14 protein-coding genes are annotated in these 15,366 nt (G+C 72.9%); 10 read left to right on the top strand and 4 right to left on the bottom strand.

Features of this window, described 5'->3' with window-relative positions; translation table 11 throughout:
• Positions 1-61 precede the first annotated feature (61 nt).
• Together CP980_RS27640 and CP980_RS27635 are read left to right on the top strand one after the other, a co-directional pair.
• Positions 62-1,459, top strand: a complete 1,398-nt coding sequence (locus CP980_RS27640; RefSeq protein WP_132761198.1) for a uracil-xanthine permease family protein — start codon at positions 62-64, stop codon at positions 1,457-1,459.
• A 137-nt stretch (positions 1,460-1,596) separates the two neighbouring features.
• On the top strand, positions 1,597-2,238 hold the full coding sequence (locus CP980_RS27635; protein WP_099893823.1) for a DUF5995 family protein: 642 nt from the start codon (positions 1,597-1,599) through the stop codon (positions 2,236-2,238).
• Positions 2,239-2,355: 117 nt separating this feature from the next.
• Here the strand turns inward: CP980_RS27635 and CP980_RS27630 are convergent, their stop codons facing one another.
• Together CP980_RS27630 and CP980_RS27625 are read right to left on the bottom strand one after the other, a co-directional pair.
• Positions 2,356-4,068, bottom strand: coding sequence for a flavin monoamine oxidase family protein (locus CP980_RS27630; protein WP_150529293.1), 1,713 nt, complete (start codon positions 4,066-4,068; stop codon positions 2,356-2,358).
• Between the two features lie 48 nt (positions 4,069-4,116).
• Entirely contained in the window at positions 4,117-4,917 is an 801-nt protein-coding gene (locus CP980_RS27625) for a carbon-nitrogen hydrolase family protein (protein WP_132761196.1), read from the bottom strand.
• Between the two features lie 230 nt (positions 4,918-5,147).
• Here CP980_RS27625 and CP980_RS27620 point away from each other — a divergent pair, with 230 nt between their 5' ends.
• A complete protein-coding gene (locus CP980_RS27620; protein WP_150529292.1) occupies positions 5,148-5,864 on the top strand; it encodes a GNAT family N-acetyltransferase in 717 nt (238 codons plus the stop codon).
• A gap of 89 nt (positions 5,865-5,953) precedes the next feature.
• Entirely contained in the window at positions 5,954-6,271 is a 318-nt protein-coding gene (locus CP980_RS27615) for a WhiB family transcriptional regulator (protein ID WP_132761194.1), read from the top strand.
• 80 nt (positions 6,272-6,351) lie between these two features.
• Here CP980_RS27615 and CP980_RS27610 read toward each other — a convergent pair whose 3' ends face one another.
• Both CP980_RS27610 and CP980_RS27605 read right to left on the bottom strand, forming a co-directional pair.
• Positions 6,352-6,807 (bottom strand): Lrp/AsnC family transcriptional regulator, encoded by a 456-nt coding sequence (locus tag CP980_RS27610; RefSeq protein ID WP_007262967.1) that lies wholly within the window; start codon positions 6,805-6,807, stop codon positions 6,352-6,354.
• A 10-nt stretch (positions 6,808-6,817) separates the two neighbouring features.
• Positions 6,818-8,290 carry an amino acid transporter gene (locus CP980_RS27605; protein ID WP_229907408.1) on the bottom strand — a complete coding sequence of 491 codons (1,473 nt, stop codon included), beginning with the start codon at positions 8,288-8,290 and terminating at the stop codon, positions 6,818-6,820.
• A 330-nt stretch (positions 8,291-8,620) separates the two neighbouring features.
• On the opposite strand from CP980_RS27605, the gene CP980_RS27600 reads away from it, so the two are divergent.
• The 6 genes from CP980_RS27600 to CP980_RS27570 all read left to right on the top strand — a co-directional run bounded on the left by CP980_RS27600 (position 8,621) and on the right by CP980_RS27570 (position 15,295).
• Positions 8,621-9,634 carry a GDSL-type esterase/lipase family protein gene (locus CP980_RS27600; protein WP_099893817.1) on the top strand — a complete coding sequence of 338 codons (1,014 nt, stop codon included), beginning with the start codon at positions 8,621-8,623 and terminating at the stop codon, positions 9,632-9,634.
• 125 nt (positions 9,635-9,759) lie between these two features.
• Positions 9,760-10,719 carry an SCO0930 family lipoprotein gene (locus CP980_RS27595; RefSeq protein ID WP_150530373.1) on the top strand — a complete coding sequence of 320 codons (960 nt, stop codon included), beginning with the start codon at positions 9,760-9,762 and terminating at the stop codon, positions 10,717-10,719.
• A 160-nt stretch (positions 10,720-10,879) separates the two neighbouring features.
• Positions 10,880-11,755 carry a LytR/AlgR family response regulator transcription factor gene (locus CP980_RS27585; protein ID WP_150529291.1) on the top strand — a complete coding sequence of 292 codons (876 nt, stop codon included), beginning with the start codon at positions 10,880-10,882 and terminating at the stop codon, positions 11,753-11,755.
• A 162-nt stretch (positions 11,756-11,917) separates the two neighbouring features.
• Complete coding sequence (locus CP980_RS27580; RefSeq protein WP_099893815.1) at positions 11,918-12,193, top strand: hypothetical protein; 276 nt, start codon at positions 11,918-11,920, stop codon at positions 12,191-12,193.
• 115 nt (positions 12,194-12,308) lie between these two features.
• Entirely contained in the window at positions 12,309-14,063 is a 1,755-nt protein-coding gene (locus CP980_RS27575) for a sodium/solute symporter (protein ID WP_150529290.1), read from the top strand.
• On the top strand, positions 14,060-15,295 hold the full coding sequence (locus tag CP980_RS27570) for a sensor histidine kinase (RefSeq protein WP_150529289.1): 1,236 nt from the start codon (positions 14,060-14,062) through the stop codon (positions 15,293-15,295). The genes CP980_RS27575 and CP980_RS27570 overlap by 4 nt, the downstream gene beginning before the upstream one ends.
• Positions 15,296-15,366: the final 71 nt, after the last annotated feature.

Raw genomic sequence — 15,366 nt, 5'->3', positions numbered from 1 at the left:
TGCGAAGGCCGTTCTGCGGCCCGGATGCTTGACCGATCGGTTCGACGGAAGTGGTGGACACATGGGCCTCGGCGTGGGCTGGACCGTGCACGGCGACGGGCGGACCCCCGCCCCCGGCGCGGTGGTACGGCCGGACGAGCGGCTGTCGTGGCCGCGTACCGCCGGGCTCGGCGCCCAGCACGTCGTGGCGATGTTCGGGGCCAGCTTCGTCGCGCCGGTCCTGATGGGCCTGGACCCGAACCTGGCGATCATGATGTCGGGTGTCGCGACGGCCATCTTCCTGCTGGCCACGCGCGGGCGGGTGCCCTCCTACCTGGGCTGCTCCCTCTCCTTCGTGGGCGTCGCGGCGGCGATCCGGGCGGGCGGCGGGGACAGCGCGGTCGTCACGGGCGCGGTGTTCGTGGTGGGCGCGGCGCTGTTCCTGGCGGGGCTCGTCGTGCGGCGCTTCGGGGCGCGGGTCATCCACGCGGCGATGCCGCCGGTGGTGACGGGCGCGGTGGTGATGCTGATCGGCTTCAACCTGGCGCCGGTGACGGCCTCGACGTACTGGCCGCAGGACCAGTGGACGGCGCTGCTGACCATGCTGTTCACGGGGGCGGCCGTGGTCTGCCTGCGCGGTTTCTGGTCGCGGATCGCGATCTTCCTCGGGCTGGTCTTCGGGTACGCGATCTCGTGGATCTTCGACCTGGTCTTCGGCAAGATCCACTCCACGGTGGGCGGGGAGGCGGCCGTCGACCACTGGCGGCTCGACCTCTCGGGTGTCGGCACGGCGGACTGGATCGGGCTGCCGTCCTTCCACGCCCCGCAGTTCGAGTGGTCGGCGATCCTGATCGCGCTGCCGGTGGTGATCGCGCTGATCGCCGAGAACGCCGGGCACATCAAGGCGGTCGGCGAGATGACCGGCGACCCGCTCGACGACGAGCTCGGCACGGCGATCGCGGCCGACGGCGCCGCGTCCATGCTGTCCACGGCGGTCGGCGGCCCGCCGAACACCACGTACTCCGAGAACATCGGCGTGATGGCGGCCACCCGCGTCTACTCGACGGCGGCCTACTGGGCGGCCGCGGCCTTCGCCCTCCTCTTCGGCCTGTGCCCGAAGTTCGGCGCGGTGGTCGCCGCGATCCCCGGCGGGGTGCTGGGCGGGATCACCGTGATCCTGTACGGGATGATCGGCCTGCTCGGCGCGCAGATCTGGATCAACGGCGGGGTGGACCTGCGCAATCCGCTGAACCTGGTGCCGGCCGCGGCGGGCATCATCATCGGCATCGGCGGGGTGAAGCTCCGGTTCACCGACAGTTTCGAGCTGGGCGGCATCGCGCTCGGCACGATCGTGGTGATCACGGGCTACCACGTACTGCGCTCCCTCGCCCCGGCGCACCTCAAGGGGCCGGAGCCGCTGCTCGACGGGGGCACGTCGGCGTACGACGAAGGCGGAGCGGGCGGCGACGGCCGTCCCTGACCGGACCGCGACCGGACCGCGACCGGCCCGTCGCCCGGCCCGCGACCGGCCCGTCGCCCGGTCCGGGTTCGCCCGAACCGGCGAAGCACACGGCCAAGTTCCCCGGATCCGCACCACCGGCTGCGACGCTGCCACCCATGGAAGCGGTACTCGCGCGGATGCGCGCCCTGGACGAGCGGCTCCCCGCGCAGGACGGCGTCGCCGTCTTCAACCGGGTGTACCTGACGGTGACGGAGACGCTGCACGCGCGCATCGCGCACGGGGAGTTCCCCGCGCCGAGGCGGGCGGAGGCGCTCAGCGTACGGTTCGCGGAGCGCTACCTGACGGCGGTGGAGGCGGAACGGGCCCCGGCGTGCTGGCGCCCGCTGCTCCAGTACCGCCGCCATCCGGGGGTCCGGCCGCTCCAGCACGCGCTGGCCGGGATCAATGCGCACATCGGGCACGACCTGGCGCTGGCGGTGGTGGCCACCTGCCGGGCCCTGGACTGCGAACCACGGGCCCTGGAGGCCGACTTCGACCGGGTCGGCGACACCCTGGTCTCCCTGGAGGAGCACATCCGGGAGGACCTGATGCCGGGCCCGGACCTGCTGGAGGTGGCGGACCCGCTGACCCACCTGCTCGGATCGTGGAGCCTGGACCGGGCGCGCGGCGCCGCCTGGTCGGCGGCCCGCCTCCTGTGGACCCTGCGCCGCTCCCCCGAACTGGCCGAGGAGTTCACGGACTCCCTGGACGCCGGAGTGGGCCTGGTGGGCCGCTGCCTGCTGACCCCGACCTCCTGAGCCGGCGCATGGGCCGACGCGGTGGCCGGCGCATGGGCCGCCGCATTGAAAACGGGCCGCCGCCGCGCTCGTGGCGCGGGGGCGGCCCGTGGCCGGGGGCCGGAGGGGCCGGGTGGGTCAGTCCTCCGGGAGTTCGACCGGGGCTATCTCGTCGTAGACGTCGCCCGGGCCGGGGTTGGCGGCGTCCGTGGAACCGCCGAGGTGGTGCATGACGCCCCAGACCGCGTTCAGCGCCGTCTGGACCGCGCCCTCGGCCCAGCCCGCCGTCCAGGAGATGTCGTCGCCCGCGAGGAAGATGCCGCGCTTGTCCTCGGGGAGGCGGTCCTGCATGAAGTGGGTGAACAGGCGCCGCTGGTAGCGGTAGTGGCCCGGCAGGTTGGCCTTGAACGCGCCCATGAAGTAGGGCTCGTTCTCCCAGGACACGGTCACCGGGTTGCCGATGATGTGGCGGCGGATGTCGACCTTCGGGTAGATCTCGCCGAGGGACTTCAGCATGACCTCCATCCGCTCGTTCGCGGACAGCGGCAGCCACTTCAGGCTGTCGTCGCACCAGGTGTACGAGAGGCAGATGACGGCCGGCTTGTCCGGGCCGTTGTCCAGGAGGTACGTACCGCGCGTCATCCGGTCCGTCAGCGTCATCGACATGACGTCGCGGCCGGTCGGGTTCCCTGCGTCGTCGACGGCCTTGTCCAGCCAGAACGGGCGGTCCACCGGCACGAAGAGCTTCGAGCTCTCCATGTAGTGGGTGCGCTCCATCGCCGTCCAGTGGTCGATCGGGAAGAGCGTGTCGTCGCACTCGATCTTCGAAAGGAGCATCCAGGACTGCGCCGTGAAGATCGCGGCACGGTACGTGCGGATGTCGCCGTCGGCGTCGGTGACCGTGATGCGGTTGCCGGCCGTGCGGTGCAGGCGGGTCACCGCCGGGCGCGGGGCGCCGTCGTGCAGGGAGGAGAGCGAGGTGCCCGGCGCCCAGTGGACGATCTTCTCGGGCTCGCGCTCCCACAGGCGCAGCGGCAGCTGCTGCGAGCCGCCGACGATGCCGCGGTGGTGGTCGTCCGCCTCGGTGTAGACGACGCGCAGGATCTCCAGGATGGAGTTCGGGAAGTCGGTGTCCCAGCCGCCCGTGCCGAAGCCGACCTGGCCGAAGATCTCGCGCTTGCGGAAGGACTGGAAGGCCTCGGACTTGCAGAGGAACCCGTAGAAGGTCTCGTCGTCCAGCTTCTCGACCAGCTTCGCCCAGATCTCGCGGATGCGCGGGACGTCCCGCTCGCGCATCGCCTGGTTCATGTCGGAGAAGTCGGCGCCCTCGTCGAGGCAGGCGTTCCACGCGGCCGACACGTCGCGGTAGACCTGCGGGAGGTCGGCGATGGTCTCGGCGTAGTGGGTCTCGCCCTTGAGGTCGACGACCGTCGAGGGGGTGGCCTCGGCGAGCGGGTTCGGGAAGGGCTCGGTGACCAGGCCCACCAGGTCGATGTAGTGCTGGAGGGCGGTGGAGGAGGGCGGGAAGCGCATGGCGCCCATCTCCGCCGTCAGGCCCTCGGTGCCGGCGCCCTCGAAGCCGACGGTGCGCAGCCGGCCGCCGATCTGGTCCGCCTCGTAGACGACCGGCCTCAGGCCCATCTTCATCAGCTCGTACGCGGAGATGATGCCGGACAGCCCGCCGCCGATGACCGCGACCTCGGTACCGAGCTCGGTCGCCGGGACCTGGCCCAGGCCCGCGGGGTGGGCCAGGAAGTCGTCGTACGCGTACGGGAAGTCCGGGCCGAACATGGTGATCGGCGGCTGTCCGTCGCTGTGCGGGACGGCGGTGGTGGGCACCGTGGACGTCATGGGGTACGGCTCCTTGCGGGGGTGGGGCAGGGGGGAGGGCGCTGGGGCTCAGACGAGGGAGGAGTAGAGCCCGGGACGGCGGTCGCGCAGGTACGGGTTGTTCTCGCGCGACGCGCGCAGCAGCTCGGGATCGGCCTCGCCGATCACCAGCTCCTCGCCGCGCCCGGCCCGGGTGCGGGTCGCCCCGTCGGGGCTCGCCAGGCAGCTGAGTCCGACGAACTCGAACTCGCCTTCCGGACCGGTGCGGTTGACGTACGCGATGTACATCTGGTTCTCGAAGGCCCGTACGGGGACGAGCTGTTCGGCCACGAACTGGAAGGGGTGCATCTGCGCGGTCGGCACCAGGAGGAGGTCGGTGCCGGCCAGGGCGTGCGCCCGGACGTTCTCGGGGAACTCCACGTCGTAGCAGATCATGATGCCGATGCGGAGGCCGTTCAGGTCCGCCTGGACGACGGGGGTGTCGCCGGGGGTGAAGGCGTCCTGCTCGAAGCAGCCGAAGAGGTGGGTCTTGCGGTAGTTCGCGAGCCGGGCCCCGTCGGGGCCGATGAGCTGGGCCGCGTTGTACACGGTGTCCCCGTCGCGCTCCGGGTAGCCGTACAGGACGGCGACGCCGTGGCGGCGGGCGATCTCGCCGATGGCCCGGGCCGACATGCCGTCGGCGGCCTCGGCGAGGGCGGCGATCTCCTCGACCTCCAGCGCGTAGCCGGTCAGGAACATCTCCGAGGTCACGAGGAGCCCGGCACCGGCCCCTGCGGCGCGCTGCGCGGCCTCGTCGAGCGCCTTCAGGTTCTCGGCGGTGTCGCCGAGCCGTCCGGAGCTCTGGAGGAGGGCGGTGCGCAGCGGGGGCATGGGCGTACCTCTGTGGCAGGAGGGAAGTGGGTCCTATTGAAGGTACGTTCACCCGTTCGACGCCGACAAGCCATGACTGTTGCGCTCAGCGCATCGATTCGTTGCGCGTTTCTCCGCATGGGCGGAGATTCGTTGCGCAGGGCCGGGCGGGTGCGCTCGGGCATAAACCCGGCCCCGGCGCATGCTGACCCTCATGACCGTCGTGACCAGCAGAAGGAGTCTCCCACCCCATGGCGCCCGACATCGACACGGCCACCCCGCTCCACGTGCTCGACAACCCGGTCTGGGCCGCGCTGAACGGCCCGAGCACCGCCTTCGCCGAGGCCGGGCCCCGGGGGCTGGCCGCCCGGTACGTCGCCGACACCTCGCCGTTCGTCGCGCTGGCGGACCCGGAGGACCCCGCGTCCTGGGCGGACCTCGCGGAGCTGGCCGGCCCGGGCGCGACGGTCTGGATCACCGGCCTGCCGACCCCTCCCCCGGGGTGGACGACGGAGAACTCGATACCGGGCGTGCAGCTCGACGGCGGGGCGGTACGGGCCGAGACCGCGCCCGAGGCGGTCCTGCTGGGGGCCGCCGACGTGCCGGAGATGCTGGAGCTGGTCGGCCTCACGAAGCCGGGGCCATTCGCCCGGCGCACCGTCGAGCTGGGCACGTACCTCGGGATCCGGCACGAGGGCCGGCTCGTCGCGATGGCGGGGGAACGGATGCGCCCGCCCGGCTGGTCGGAGATCAGCGCGGTCTGCACCCACCCGGACCACCGGGGCCAGGGGCTCGCGGGCCGGCTGATCCGGGCGGTGGCCGCCTCGATCCGCGAGCGCGGCGACCGCCCGTTCCTGCACGCGGCGGCCGACAACACGGGGGCCATCGCCCTCTACGAGTCGATGGGCTTCACCCTCCGCCGCCGCCCGTACTTCATGGGCGTCCGCACCCCGGACGCGACGGCCTGACGCCGGAGTCGTACGGGCGGGACGGGGCCGGCAGGTTTCGCGGGGCGCGCAGCGGTCACACGCGTGGCAACCCACGGAAAGGAACTGCCATGACCGACGTCTCCAGGCTGCCCGGCACCGCGCACCACCATTGGCAGTGGCAGCTGCGGGCCGCCTGCCGGAATCTGGGGCCGGGCCGCTTCTACCATCCGGCCGGTGAGCGGGGCGAGGAGCGCGAGGACCGCGACGAGGCCGCGAAGCGGGTCTGCGCGGTCTGCCCCGTCCGCACCGCGTGCCTGGAGCACGCGCTGCGCACCCGCGAGGCCTTCGGGGTCTGGGGCGGGCTGACGGAAGAGGAGCGCCGCGCTCTGCTGGAGCCGGCCTCCCGCCGCGCCCGCACGGCCCGCGTGGGCGCGGGGCACCACTGAACGCCACCCGTAGGACCCCGGACGCGACTGCGCCCCGGCATGCGGAATGCCGGGGCGCAGCGGTGTTCGAGGGGCGGCGGTCAGGCCGGGGCTCCCGAGGTGAAGCGGCGCAGCAGCGGGGAGAGGACCAGGACCGACTTGGTGCGCTCCACGAACGGCTCGCCCGCGATGCGCTCCAGCACCCGCTCGAAGTGCCGCATGTCGGAGGCGAAGACCTGGACGAGGGCGTCCGCGTCGCCGGTGACGGTCGACGCTGACACCACCTCGGGGTACCGCTCCAGCCCCCGCCGGATGTCGTCCGGCGAGGTGTTGTGGCGGCAGTAGATCTCGATGAAGCCCTCGGTCTCCCAGCCCATGGCGGCGGGGTCGACGCGGACGGTGAAGCCGGTGATGGCCCCCTCCGCCCGCAGCCGGTCCACGCGACGCTTCACGGCGGGGGCCGAGAGCCCGACCTCGGAGCCGATGTCGGCGTAGGAGCGGCGGGCGTCCTCGGCGAGGGCGTGCACGATGCGTTCGTCGAGATCGTTCAGTCGCACTGCGGGTGGATCACTTTTCTGCTGTGGCCACTTCTTCCGTGGCCAGTCGGGAGCGGCGGATGCCGTACAGGAAGTAGACCACGAGGCCGACGGCCATCCAGACACCGAAAGCGACCCACGTGGCGACCGGCAGGCTGTACATCATGTAGCCGCAGGCGAGGAAGCCCAGGATCGGCGTGACCGGGAAGAGCGCCACCTTGAAGGTGCGCGGCATGTCGGGCTTGGTGCGGCGCAGGATCACGACCGCGATGTTGACGAGGGCGAAGGCGAAGAGCGTGCCGATGCTGGTCGCGTTGGCCAGCTCACCCAGGGGGATGAACGCCGCGAGCGCGCCGCAGAAGAGGGAGACGATCAGCACGTTGGCGCGGGGGGCGCCGGTCTTGGCGTCGACCTTGGCGAAGACCTTGGGGACGAGGCCGTCGCGGGACATCGCGAAGAGGATGCGGGTCTGTCCGTAGAGGACGGCGAAGACGACGGAGGCGATGGCGACGACGGCGCCGGCGGCGAGGACGACGCCCCAGAAGCTGTCACCGGTGACGTTGGTCATGATCTGGGCCAGCGCGGCCTCGGTGCCCTCGAAGTCCTTCCAGGGCAGGGCGCCGACGGCGACGAAGGCGACGAGGCAGTACAGGACGGTGACGATGCCCAGCGAGAGCATGATCGCGCGGGGCAGGTCCTTCTTCGGGTTCTTGGCTTCCTCACCGGCGGTGGAGGCGGCGTCGAAACCGATGTACGAGAAGAAGAGCGTGGAGGCGGCGGCGCTGATGCCGGTGACGCCGAGCGGGGCCAGCGGGGCGTAGTTGCCGGACTTGATGCCCATGACGCCGATGCCGATGAAGAGCACCAGCGTGACGATCTTGACGACGACCATGATCGTGTTGATCCGGGCGCTCTCCTTGGCGCCGCGGAGCAGGAAGACCATGGCGAGCAGGACGACGACCAGGGACGGCAGGTTGATCCAGCCGCCTTCGCCCAGCGGGGCGGCGGAGAGCTTCTCGGGGAGCGTGACGCCTATGGTCCCGTCGAGGAGCTCGTTCAGGTACTGGCCCCAGCCGACGGCCACGGCCGAGACGGAGACGGCGTACTCCAGGACCAGGCACCAGCCGCAGATCCAGGCGATGAACTCGCCCATGGTCACGTACGAGTACGAGTACGAGGAGCCGGAGACCGGCACCGATCCGGCGAGCTCCGCGTAGGAGAGGGCCGAGAAGAGGGCGGTCAGGCCCGCGATGACGAAGGAGATCGTGACGGCCGGGCCGGCCTTGGGGGCCGCCTCGCCGAGGACGACGAAGATGCCGGTGCCCAGGGTGGCGCCGATGCTGATCATGGTCAGCTGCCACATGGTGAGCGAGCGGCGCAGGGAGCCGCCCTCGCCCTGACCGCCCTCGGCGACCATCTGCTCGACCGGCTTGCGGCGCAGCAGGGGGTTCACGGGCTTGCGGGGCCCGGAGGTGAGCGGTGGCGCCTGGCCGGTTTCGAGCACGGGGGACTCCTTTGACACTGCGGATGGGGACTGAGGCATCGACCGCAGCGGTCCGGGGCAGGACACAGACAAGGAGCCTGGGCATGGGGGACCGCCGAGCAGGCGGTCCGCGCCACTCCACGTACAGCGAGTGAGCCTACGAGCTGAGTGATACCGCCCGTAATGCACCATCCTTGCACATTGGCGCACGATCGTTGCGCGGATCTGTCCTGGATGGTCCTTTGTTGCGCACGGATGATCGATCAATGCGCAGCCCCCCTGACCCGCTTCGTTGACACCTCGTCAGATGTGACGCAGCATGCCGCCCGGACCGACGATCGGAGTCGCACCGTGAACGCCGACAGCAAGGCCCCGCACTGGCTGGACCCGGGCCCGTTCCTGCGCGGGGTCGCCTGGCTGGACAAGGGGCGCCCGGTGCGGGCCGACCCGGAGGACGCCATGCGGTTGCCCTGGGACACCGGGGAGCGGGCCACGCTCCCGATAGGGGTGCGTCTGGAGTTCACCGCGCAGGCGGCGCGGGCCGTGGAGATCCGTTACCGGGCGACCGTGCCCGGCCCCACCGACGCCCTGCGCGACCTCGCGCACTGCTTCGCCCTGTGGGACCGGCACGGGGTCGTCCGCGAGGTCTGGACCGAGCCGGCCGCCGAGGCCGTCGTACGGATCGAACTGCCCGGCGGGGCCGGACCGTTCACCCTCCATCCGCCCGAGGGGCAGTCCCCGCTGATCCTCGGCCTGCGCGGGATCGGCGGCACGGTGGCCCCGGCCCCGCCCGCCCCGCGCTGGGTGGTGCACGGTGATTCGATCACCGAGGGCTGGTGGTCGACCCGGCCCGCCCACGGCTGGCCCGCGGTCGCCGGCCGGGCGCTGGGCTGGGACACGGTCAACCTCGGGTACGCGGGCGCCGCCCGCGGCGAGCTCGCCACCGCCGAGCAGATCGCGGGCCTGCCCGCCGATGTCCTCACCCTCGCGTTCGGCACCAACTGCTGGTCCCGCGTGCCCTTTTCGGTACCACTGCTGTACGAGACCACCCGGGCGTTCCTCGACCTGGTCCGCCAGGGGCATCCGCGGACCCCGCTGCTGCTGGTCTCCCCCTTGCTGCGGCCCGACGCCGAGCGCACCCCGAACCGGCTCGGCGCCACCCTCGGCGCCCTGCGGGACGCGATGGAGCGGGCCGTCCGCGACCGGATCGCCGCCGGGGACGACCGCCTCGCCCTGCTCCCGGGCCGTGACCTGCTGGGTCCCGAGCACCTGGAGGACGGACTGCACCCCAACGACTCCGGACACCGGGTGCTGGGCCTTGCTGTGGTCACGGCTCTGCGGCGCTCCGGGTTCGGTTCCGGGTGAGTGAAACAGCCCACAGGAATCCGCTTGAACGGATCGACCCCGACAGGGCGTGTCCTGAGCACAGTTGCCGACGCACCGGGAACGGCGCGGCGGGCACGGAGACACCACACGTGGGAGAGATCAAGATGGGCATCAAGCGCGGAACCACCCTGGCCGCCGTCGCGGTCGTCGTCGCCCTGACGGCGACCGCCTGCGGCGGGGACGACAAGGCGGGCAACGCGAAGCCGGCCGGGGCCGCGTCCGTGGCTCCCGCCTCCGGTGCCGGCGACTACGGCTCCGACTACGGCTCGGGCAGCGCCGACGCCTCGGGCGGCGCCGAGGGCGCCGGCGCCAAGGCCGCCGGGCAGCTCGCGGTCGCCCAGAACGAGCAGCTCGGCTCCCTCCTCACCGACAACGCCGGGTTCACCCTCTACCGCTTCGACAAGGACACCGCCAAGCCGCCGAAGTCCAACTGCGACGGGGACTGCGCGAAGGCCTGGCCCGCGGTGCCGGCGGGCGAGGCCACCGCCGCGGCGGGCATGGACCCGGCGCTGCTGGGCGAGGTCGTGCGCACCGACGGCAGCAAGCAGCTGACGGTGGCCGGCTGGCCGGTGTACCGCTACGCCAAGGACACCAAGGCGGGCGAGACCAACGGTCAGGGCGTCGGCGGCACCTGGTTCGCCTTCGCCCCCGACGGCAAGAAGGCCGCGAAGGCGGCCGCCGCGCCGGCCGGTGCGGGCCAGGCCACGGGCGCGCTGACCGTGGCCAAGGACCCCAAGCTGGGCGAGCACATCGTCGACGGCAACGGGATGACGGTCTACCGCTTCAAGAAGGACACCGCCTGGCCGATGGCCTCCAACTGCACCGGCGACTGCGTGGCCAAGTGGCCCGTGGTGCCCCCGGTGGACAAGGCCAACGCCAAGGGCATCGTGGAGAAGGGCTACTCGGTCCTGGACCGCCCCGACGGCAAGAAGCAGCAGGCCATCGACTGCTGGCCCGTCTACACCTTCACGGGTGACAAGAAGGCCGGCGACATCAACGGCCAGGGCGTCGGCGGCACCTGGTACGCGGTGGCCCCCGACGGCAAGCTGATCACCACCTCCTGATCCGCCCCGCCGTCCTCCCCCGTCCCCTCCTCCCCCCAACCTCTCCCCCCTCACCCCCCACATCCGGAACCGCGCGGCCCCCTGCCTCCCCCTCTCCCCCCGTCGGCAGGCGGGCCGCGCACCGTTCCGCCCCGGCGCGCTCGTCCATACACTCCACCGCATGCTGCGCGTACTGGCCGTCGACGACGAGAAGCCGCTCCTTGAGGAGCTCCTCTACCTGCTGCGCTCCGACCCCCGGGTGCTCAGCGCCGAGGGCGCCTCGGACGCCACCGAGGCATTGCGGCGGATAACCCGGGCACTGGAGAGCGGCCCCGAGGGCGCCGACGGCATCGACGTCGTCTTCCTCGACATCCACATGGCGGGGCTGACCGGTCTCGACATCGCCAAGCTGCTGGCCGGGTTCGCACGGCCGCCGCTGATCGTGTTCGTCACCGCCCACGAGGGGTTCGCCGTCCAGGCCTTCGACCTCAAGGCGGTGGACTACGTACTCAAGCCCGTACGCCCCGAACGGCTGGCCGAGGCCGTCCGGCGGGCCTGCGCCCAGCTCGGCCGCTCCGCCGTACAGCCGCCCGAACCGGCGCAAGCGGCCGGGACCCCCCGTACGGGCGCTCCGGCCGGCCCGCCCGGTGCGGCCGTCCTCCCCGGACCCTCCGTCCCGCCGCAGCGCCGCCCCACCCCCGAGGTGACCGTCGCCGACCGGACCGCCGACCAGATCGCGGTCGAGCTCGGCGGCGTCACCCGGTTCGTGGCGATCGCCGACATCGCGTACGTCGAGGCCCAGGGCGACTACGCCCGGCTGCACACGGACGAGGGCAGCCACCTGGTCCGCATCCCCCTCTCCACGCTGGAGGAGCGCTGGGCGGCCCGCGGGTTCGTCCGCATCCACCGCCGCCACCTGGTGGCGCTGGGCCGCATCGACGAGCTCCGGCTGGACGCCGGCACCACCAGCGTCCGGGTCGGATCGGCCGAGCTCCAGGTCAGCCGCCGCCACGCCCGCCAGCTGCGGGACCTCCTGATGCGCCAGGCGACCGGATAGCACCGGCCGCCGACCGTCCGGCGCGCGCCGGAGCCGTTCGTCGCACCGGAGGTGACGTACGGCGCCCCGCTGCCGCCGTCGGTCGCAGGGCGGCCGCCGCCGCCCGCCGCCGAGCCGCCCCGGACCTATGGTGGAGCCGCCGGGAAAGAGCGGGGGGTGCGTATGGCGGAGATCCAGGCGCTGCTCGACGCCCTGGCCGTACTGCCCCGGACCCCGCCCGCCGGCCCCGCCGAGGCCGAGCGGCTGCTCGCGAGCCTGCGCAGCGCCGCCGCCCGCTGGGCCGAGGTCCTGTACGAGGCCAACGAGGGCCTCGGCCGGCAGCTCCCGCCCCGCGCCGAGGCGGCCCTGACCCTGGCCTTCCGCCGCGCGGAGGACTCGTACGTGGAACTGGAGATCGCGCTGCGCGACTGCGCCGAGCACCGCGACCCCGCACTCTGACGCGCCTTTTCGGCCGGTCGCAGGGGTCACCATCGGCCCGGTTCGCGTCTGTTGCGGGGTCCGGGGGCCTGCGTAGACTCCGGTACCCCCTCCCCCGGGCGATGAGGACCGAGCCTTGAACCAGACGTACGCGCTGACCGCGGTCACCGTCGTCGTCCTGGTCACGGTGCTGGTCGGGGCCCTGGGACTGCGGATATCGCGGACGACCTCCGACTTCTACGTCGCCTCGCGGACGGTGGGGCCCCGGCTCAACGCGGCGGCGATCAGCGGGGAGTACCTCTCCGCGGCCTCCTTCCTCGGGGTGGCCGGACTGGTGATGCTCCAGGGGCCCGAGATGCTCTGGTACCCGGTCGGCTACACGGCGGGGTACCTGGTGCTGCTGGCGCTGGTGGCGGCTCCGCTGCGGCGCTCGGGGGCGTACACGCTGCCGGACTTCGCCGAGGCCCGGCTGGAGTCACTGACGGTGCGCCGGGTCTCGGTGCTGTTCGTGGTCGGGGTGGGCTGGCTGTACCTGCTGCCGCAACTCCAGGGCGCCGGGCTGACCCTGGAGATCCTGACCGGGGCGCCGCACTGGGTGGGCGGGGTGGTCGTCGCGTTCGTGGTGGTCGCGGCGGTCGCGGCCGGAGGGATGCGGAGCATCACCTTCGTGCAGGCCTTCCAGTACTGGCTCAAGCTCACCGCCCTGCTGGTGCCCGCCTTCTTCCTGCTCGCCGCGTGGGCCGGGGACGGGGCGCCGCGCGCCTCCTTCGACGCCCCGGCGGTCTTCCGCGAGCACACCGCCGTCACGCTCGCCGAGGACGTACGGATCTCCCTGGACGCGCCGCTCCCGCTGAAGGTCACCGGTCAGGTCGACGGGCGCGCCCACACCGCCGCCCCGCTGACGCTGGAGCCCGGGGAGCACGCGGTACGGGCGGGGGCGCGGCTGGAGTTCGCCCCCGACACCAGGGTTCCGCAGACCCGGCCGACCTCGCGGCGCGACACCGCACGCTGGTCGGAGCCGATGGGCGGGGGCCGGCCGGCGCTCGGCCTGTACGCGACGTACGGGCTGGTGCTGGCCACCTTCCTCGGCACGATGGGCCTGCCCCATGTCGCGGTGCGCTTCTACACGAGCCCGAACGGCCGCGACGCGCGGCGCACCACGCTGGTGGTGCTCGGTCTGCTCGGCTGCTTCTACCTGCTGCCGCCGGTGTACGGGGTACTGGGCCGGACCTACGCCCCGGAGCTCGCCCTGACGGGCGACGCCGACGCGGCGGTGCTGGTGCTGCCGGAGCGGATGGTGGGCGGGGTGCTCGGGGACCTGCTGGGGGCGCTGGTGGCCGGGGGCGCCTTCGCCGCGTTCCTGTCGACGGCCTCGGGGCTGACCATGGCGGTGGCCGGGGTGCTGCACCAGGACGTCCTGGCGACGCGCGGGGTACGGACGTTCCGGATCGCGGTGCTGGTGGCGATGCTGGTGCCGCTGGGCGGGAGCGTGCTGCTGTCGGACGTGCCGGTGGCGGACGCGGTGGGGCTGGCCTTCGCGGTCTCGGCCTCGTCCTTCTGCCCGCTGCTGGTGCTGGGCATCTGGTGGCGCGGGCTGACCCCGCCGGGCGCGGTGGCCGGGCTGGTCATCGGGGGCGGGGCGGCGCTGGGCGCGGTGCTGGCGACCCGGGCGGGGCTGCCGCCGGACGGGTGGGTGCACACGCTGATGGCGTGGCCCGCGGCGTGGTCGGTGCCGCTGGGCTTCCTGACGATGGTGCTCGTATCGCTGGCGACCCGGTCGCGGATCCCGGCGGGGACGGCGGCGACGCTGGCCCGGCTGCACCTGCCGGAGAGCGTGACGGGGGCCGGTTCCGCGTCCGGTCCGGGCGGCCGCGCGGGCGGTGCTCCATGACCGGAGCACTGCTCACGGTGCTGGCCGTGGCCGGCGCGGCCCTGCTGCTGGGCCTGGGCTGGGCCGGCGGCCGCCGGCACGCCCGCCGCGGTGAACGGGCGAGCGGTCCGGACCTGGGCACCCCCGTGGAGCGGGCCACCTTCCACACCCTGCACACCGCCTCGCTGGCCGCTCCCCCGCTGCGCGCCGGGCTCACCGAGGACGCCGCCCGCAAGGCCGCCAGACGGCTGCGCTCGCTGCTGGGCACGGAGGCCCTGTGCCTCACCGACCGGCAGTCCGTCCTGGCCTGGGACGGGCCGGGCGCCGACCACCACCAGCGACGGGCGATGGCCCGGGTCGCCGTGATGCTGGACTCCGGCCGGAGCATGAGCGTGCGGACCGAGTGCACCCGCCCCGACTGCCCGCTGAAATGGGCGGTGTTCGCCCCGCTCACCGGCGAGGACGGGGTGCTCGGCGCCCTCGTGGCCTACGGTTCGAGGGAGTCGGCGGTGCTCGTGCGGGCCGCGACGGAGGTGGCCCGCTGGGTCTCCGTACAGCTGGAGCTCTCCGAGCTGGACCGCTCGCGCACCCGCCTGATGGAGGCGGAGATCAAGGCGCTGCGCGCGCAGATCTCCCCGCACTTCATCTTCAACTCCCTGGCCGCGATCGCCTCGTTCGTCCGCACGGACCCCGAGCGGGCCCGGGACCTGCTGCTGGAGTTCGCCGACTTCACGCGCTACTCCTTCCGACGGCACGGCGAGTTCACCACCCTCGCCGAGGAGCTGCGCTCCATCGAGCAGTACCTGGCGCTGGCCGGCGCCCGGTTCGGGGACCGGCTGAAGGTGACCCTCCAGGTGGCGCCCGAGGTGCTGCCGGTGGCGCTGCCGTTCCTGTGCCTCCAGCCGCTGGTGGAGAACGCCGTCAAGCACGGGCTGGAGGACTCCACCGAGGAGTGCCTGATCACGATCGCCGCACGGGACGCGGGCGCGGAGGCCCTGATCACCATCGAGGACAACGGGGTCGGTATGGATCCGGCCGTGCTGCGCCGGATCCTGGCGGGCGAGCGCAGCGGCTCCTCGTCGGGCATCGGGCTGACGAACGTGGACGAGCGGATCCGCCAGGTGTACGGGGACGCCTACGGGCCGGTGATCGAGACGGGCGTGGGCGCGGGCATGAAGATCTCCCTGCGCATTCCCAAGTACCGAGCGGGCGTGCATAGTTCAGGCCCCGGTCAGCAACCGTCCCGGTACTGACCGGGCCGGGGCGTGCGATCCTTGCCCGACCGCCGGGCTGCCCCGGCGGTCGGGCGGGGGACGGTCGGGGA

The sequence above is a fragment of the Streptomyces vinaceus genome (genome assembly GCF_008704935.1).
GTDB classification, from domain to species: domain Bacteria; phylum Actinomycetota; class Actinomycetes; order Streptomycetales; family Streptomycetaceae; genus Streptomyces; species Streptomyces vinaceus.
Note: the sequence above shows the minus strand (reverse complement) of the source record. Positions and strands in the feature narration are given on the sequence as shown.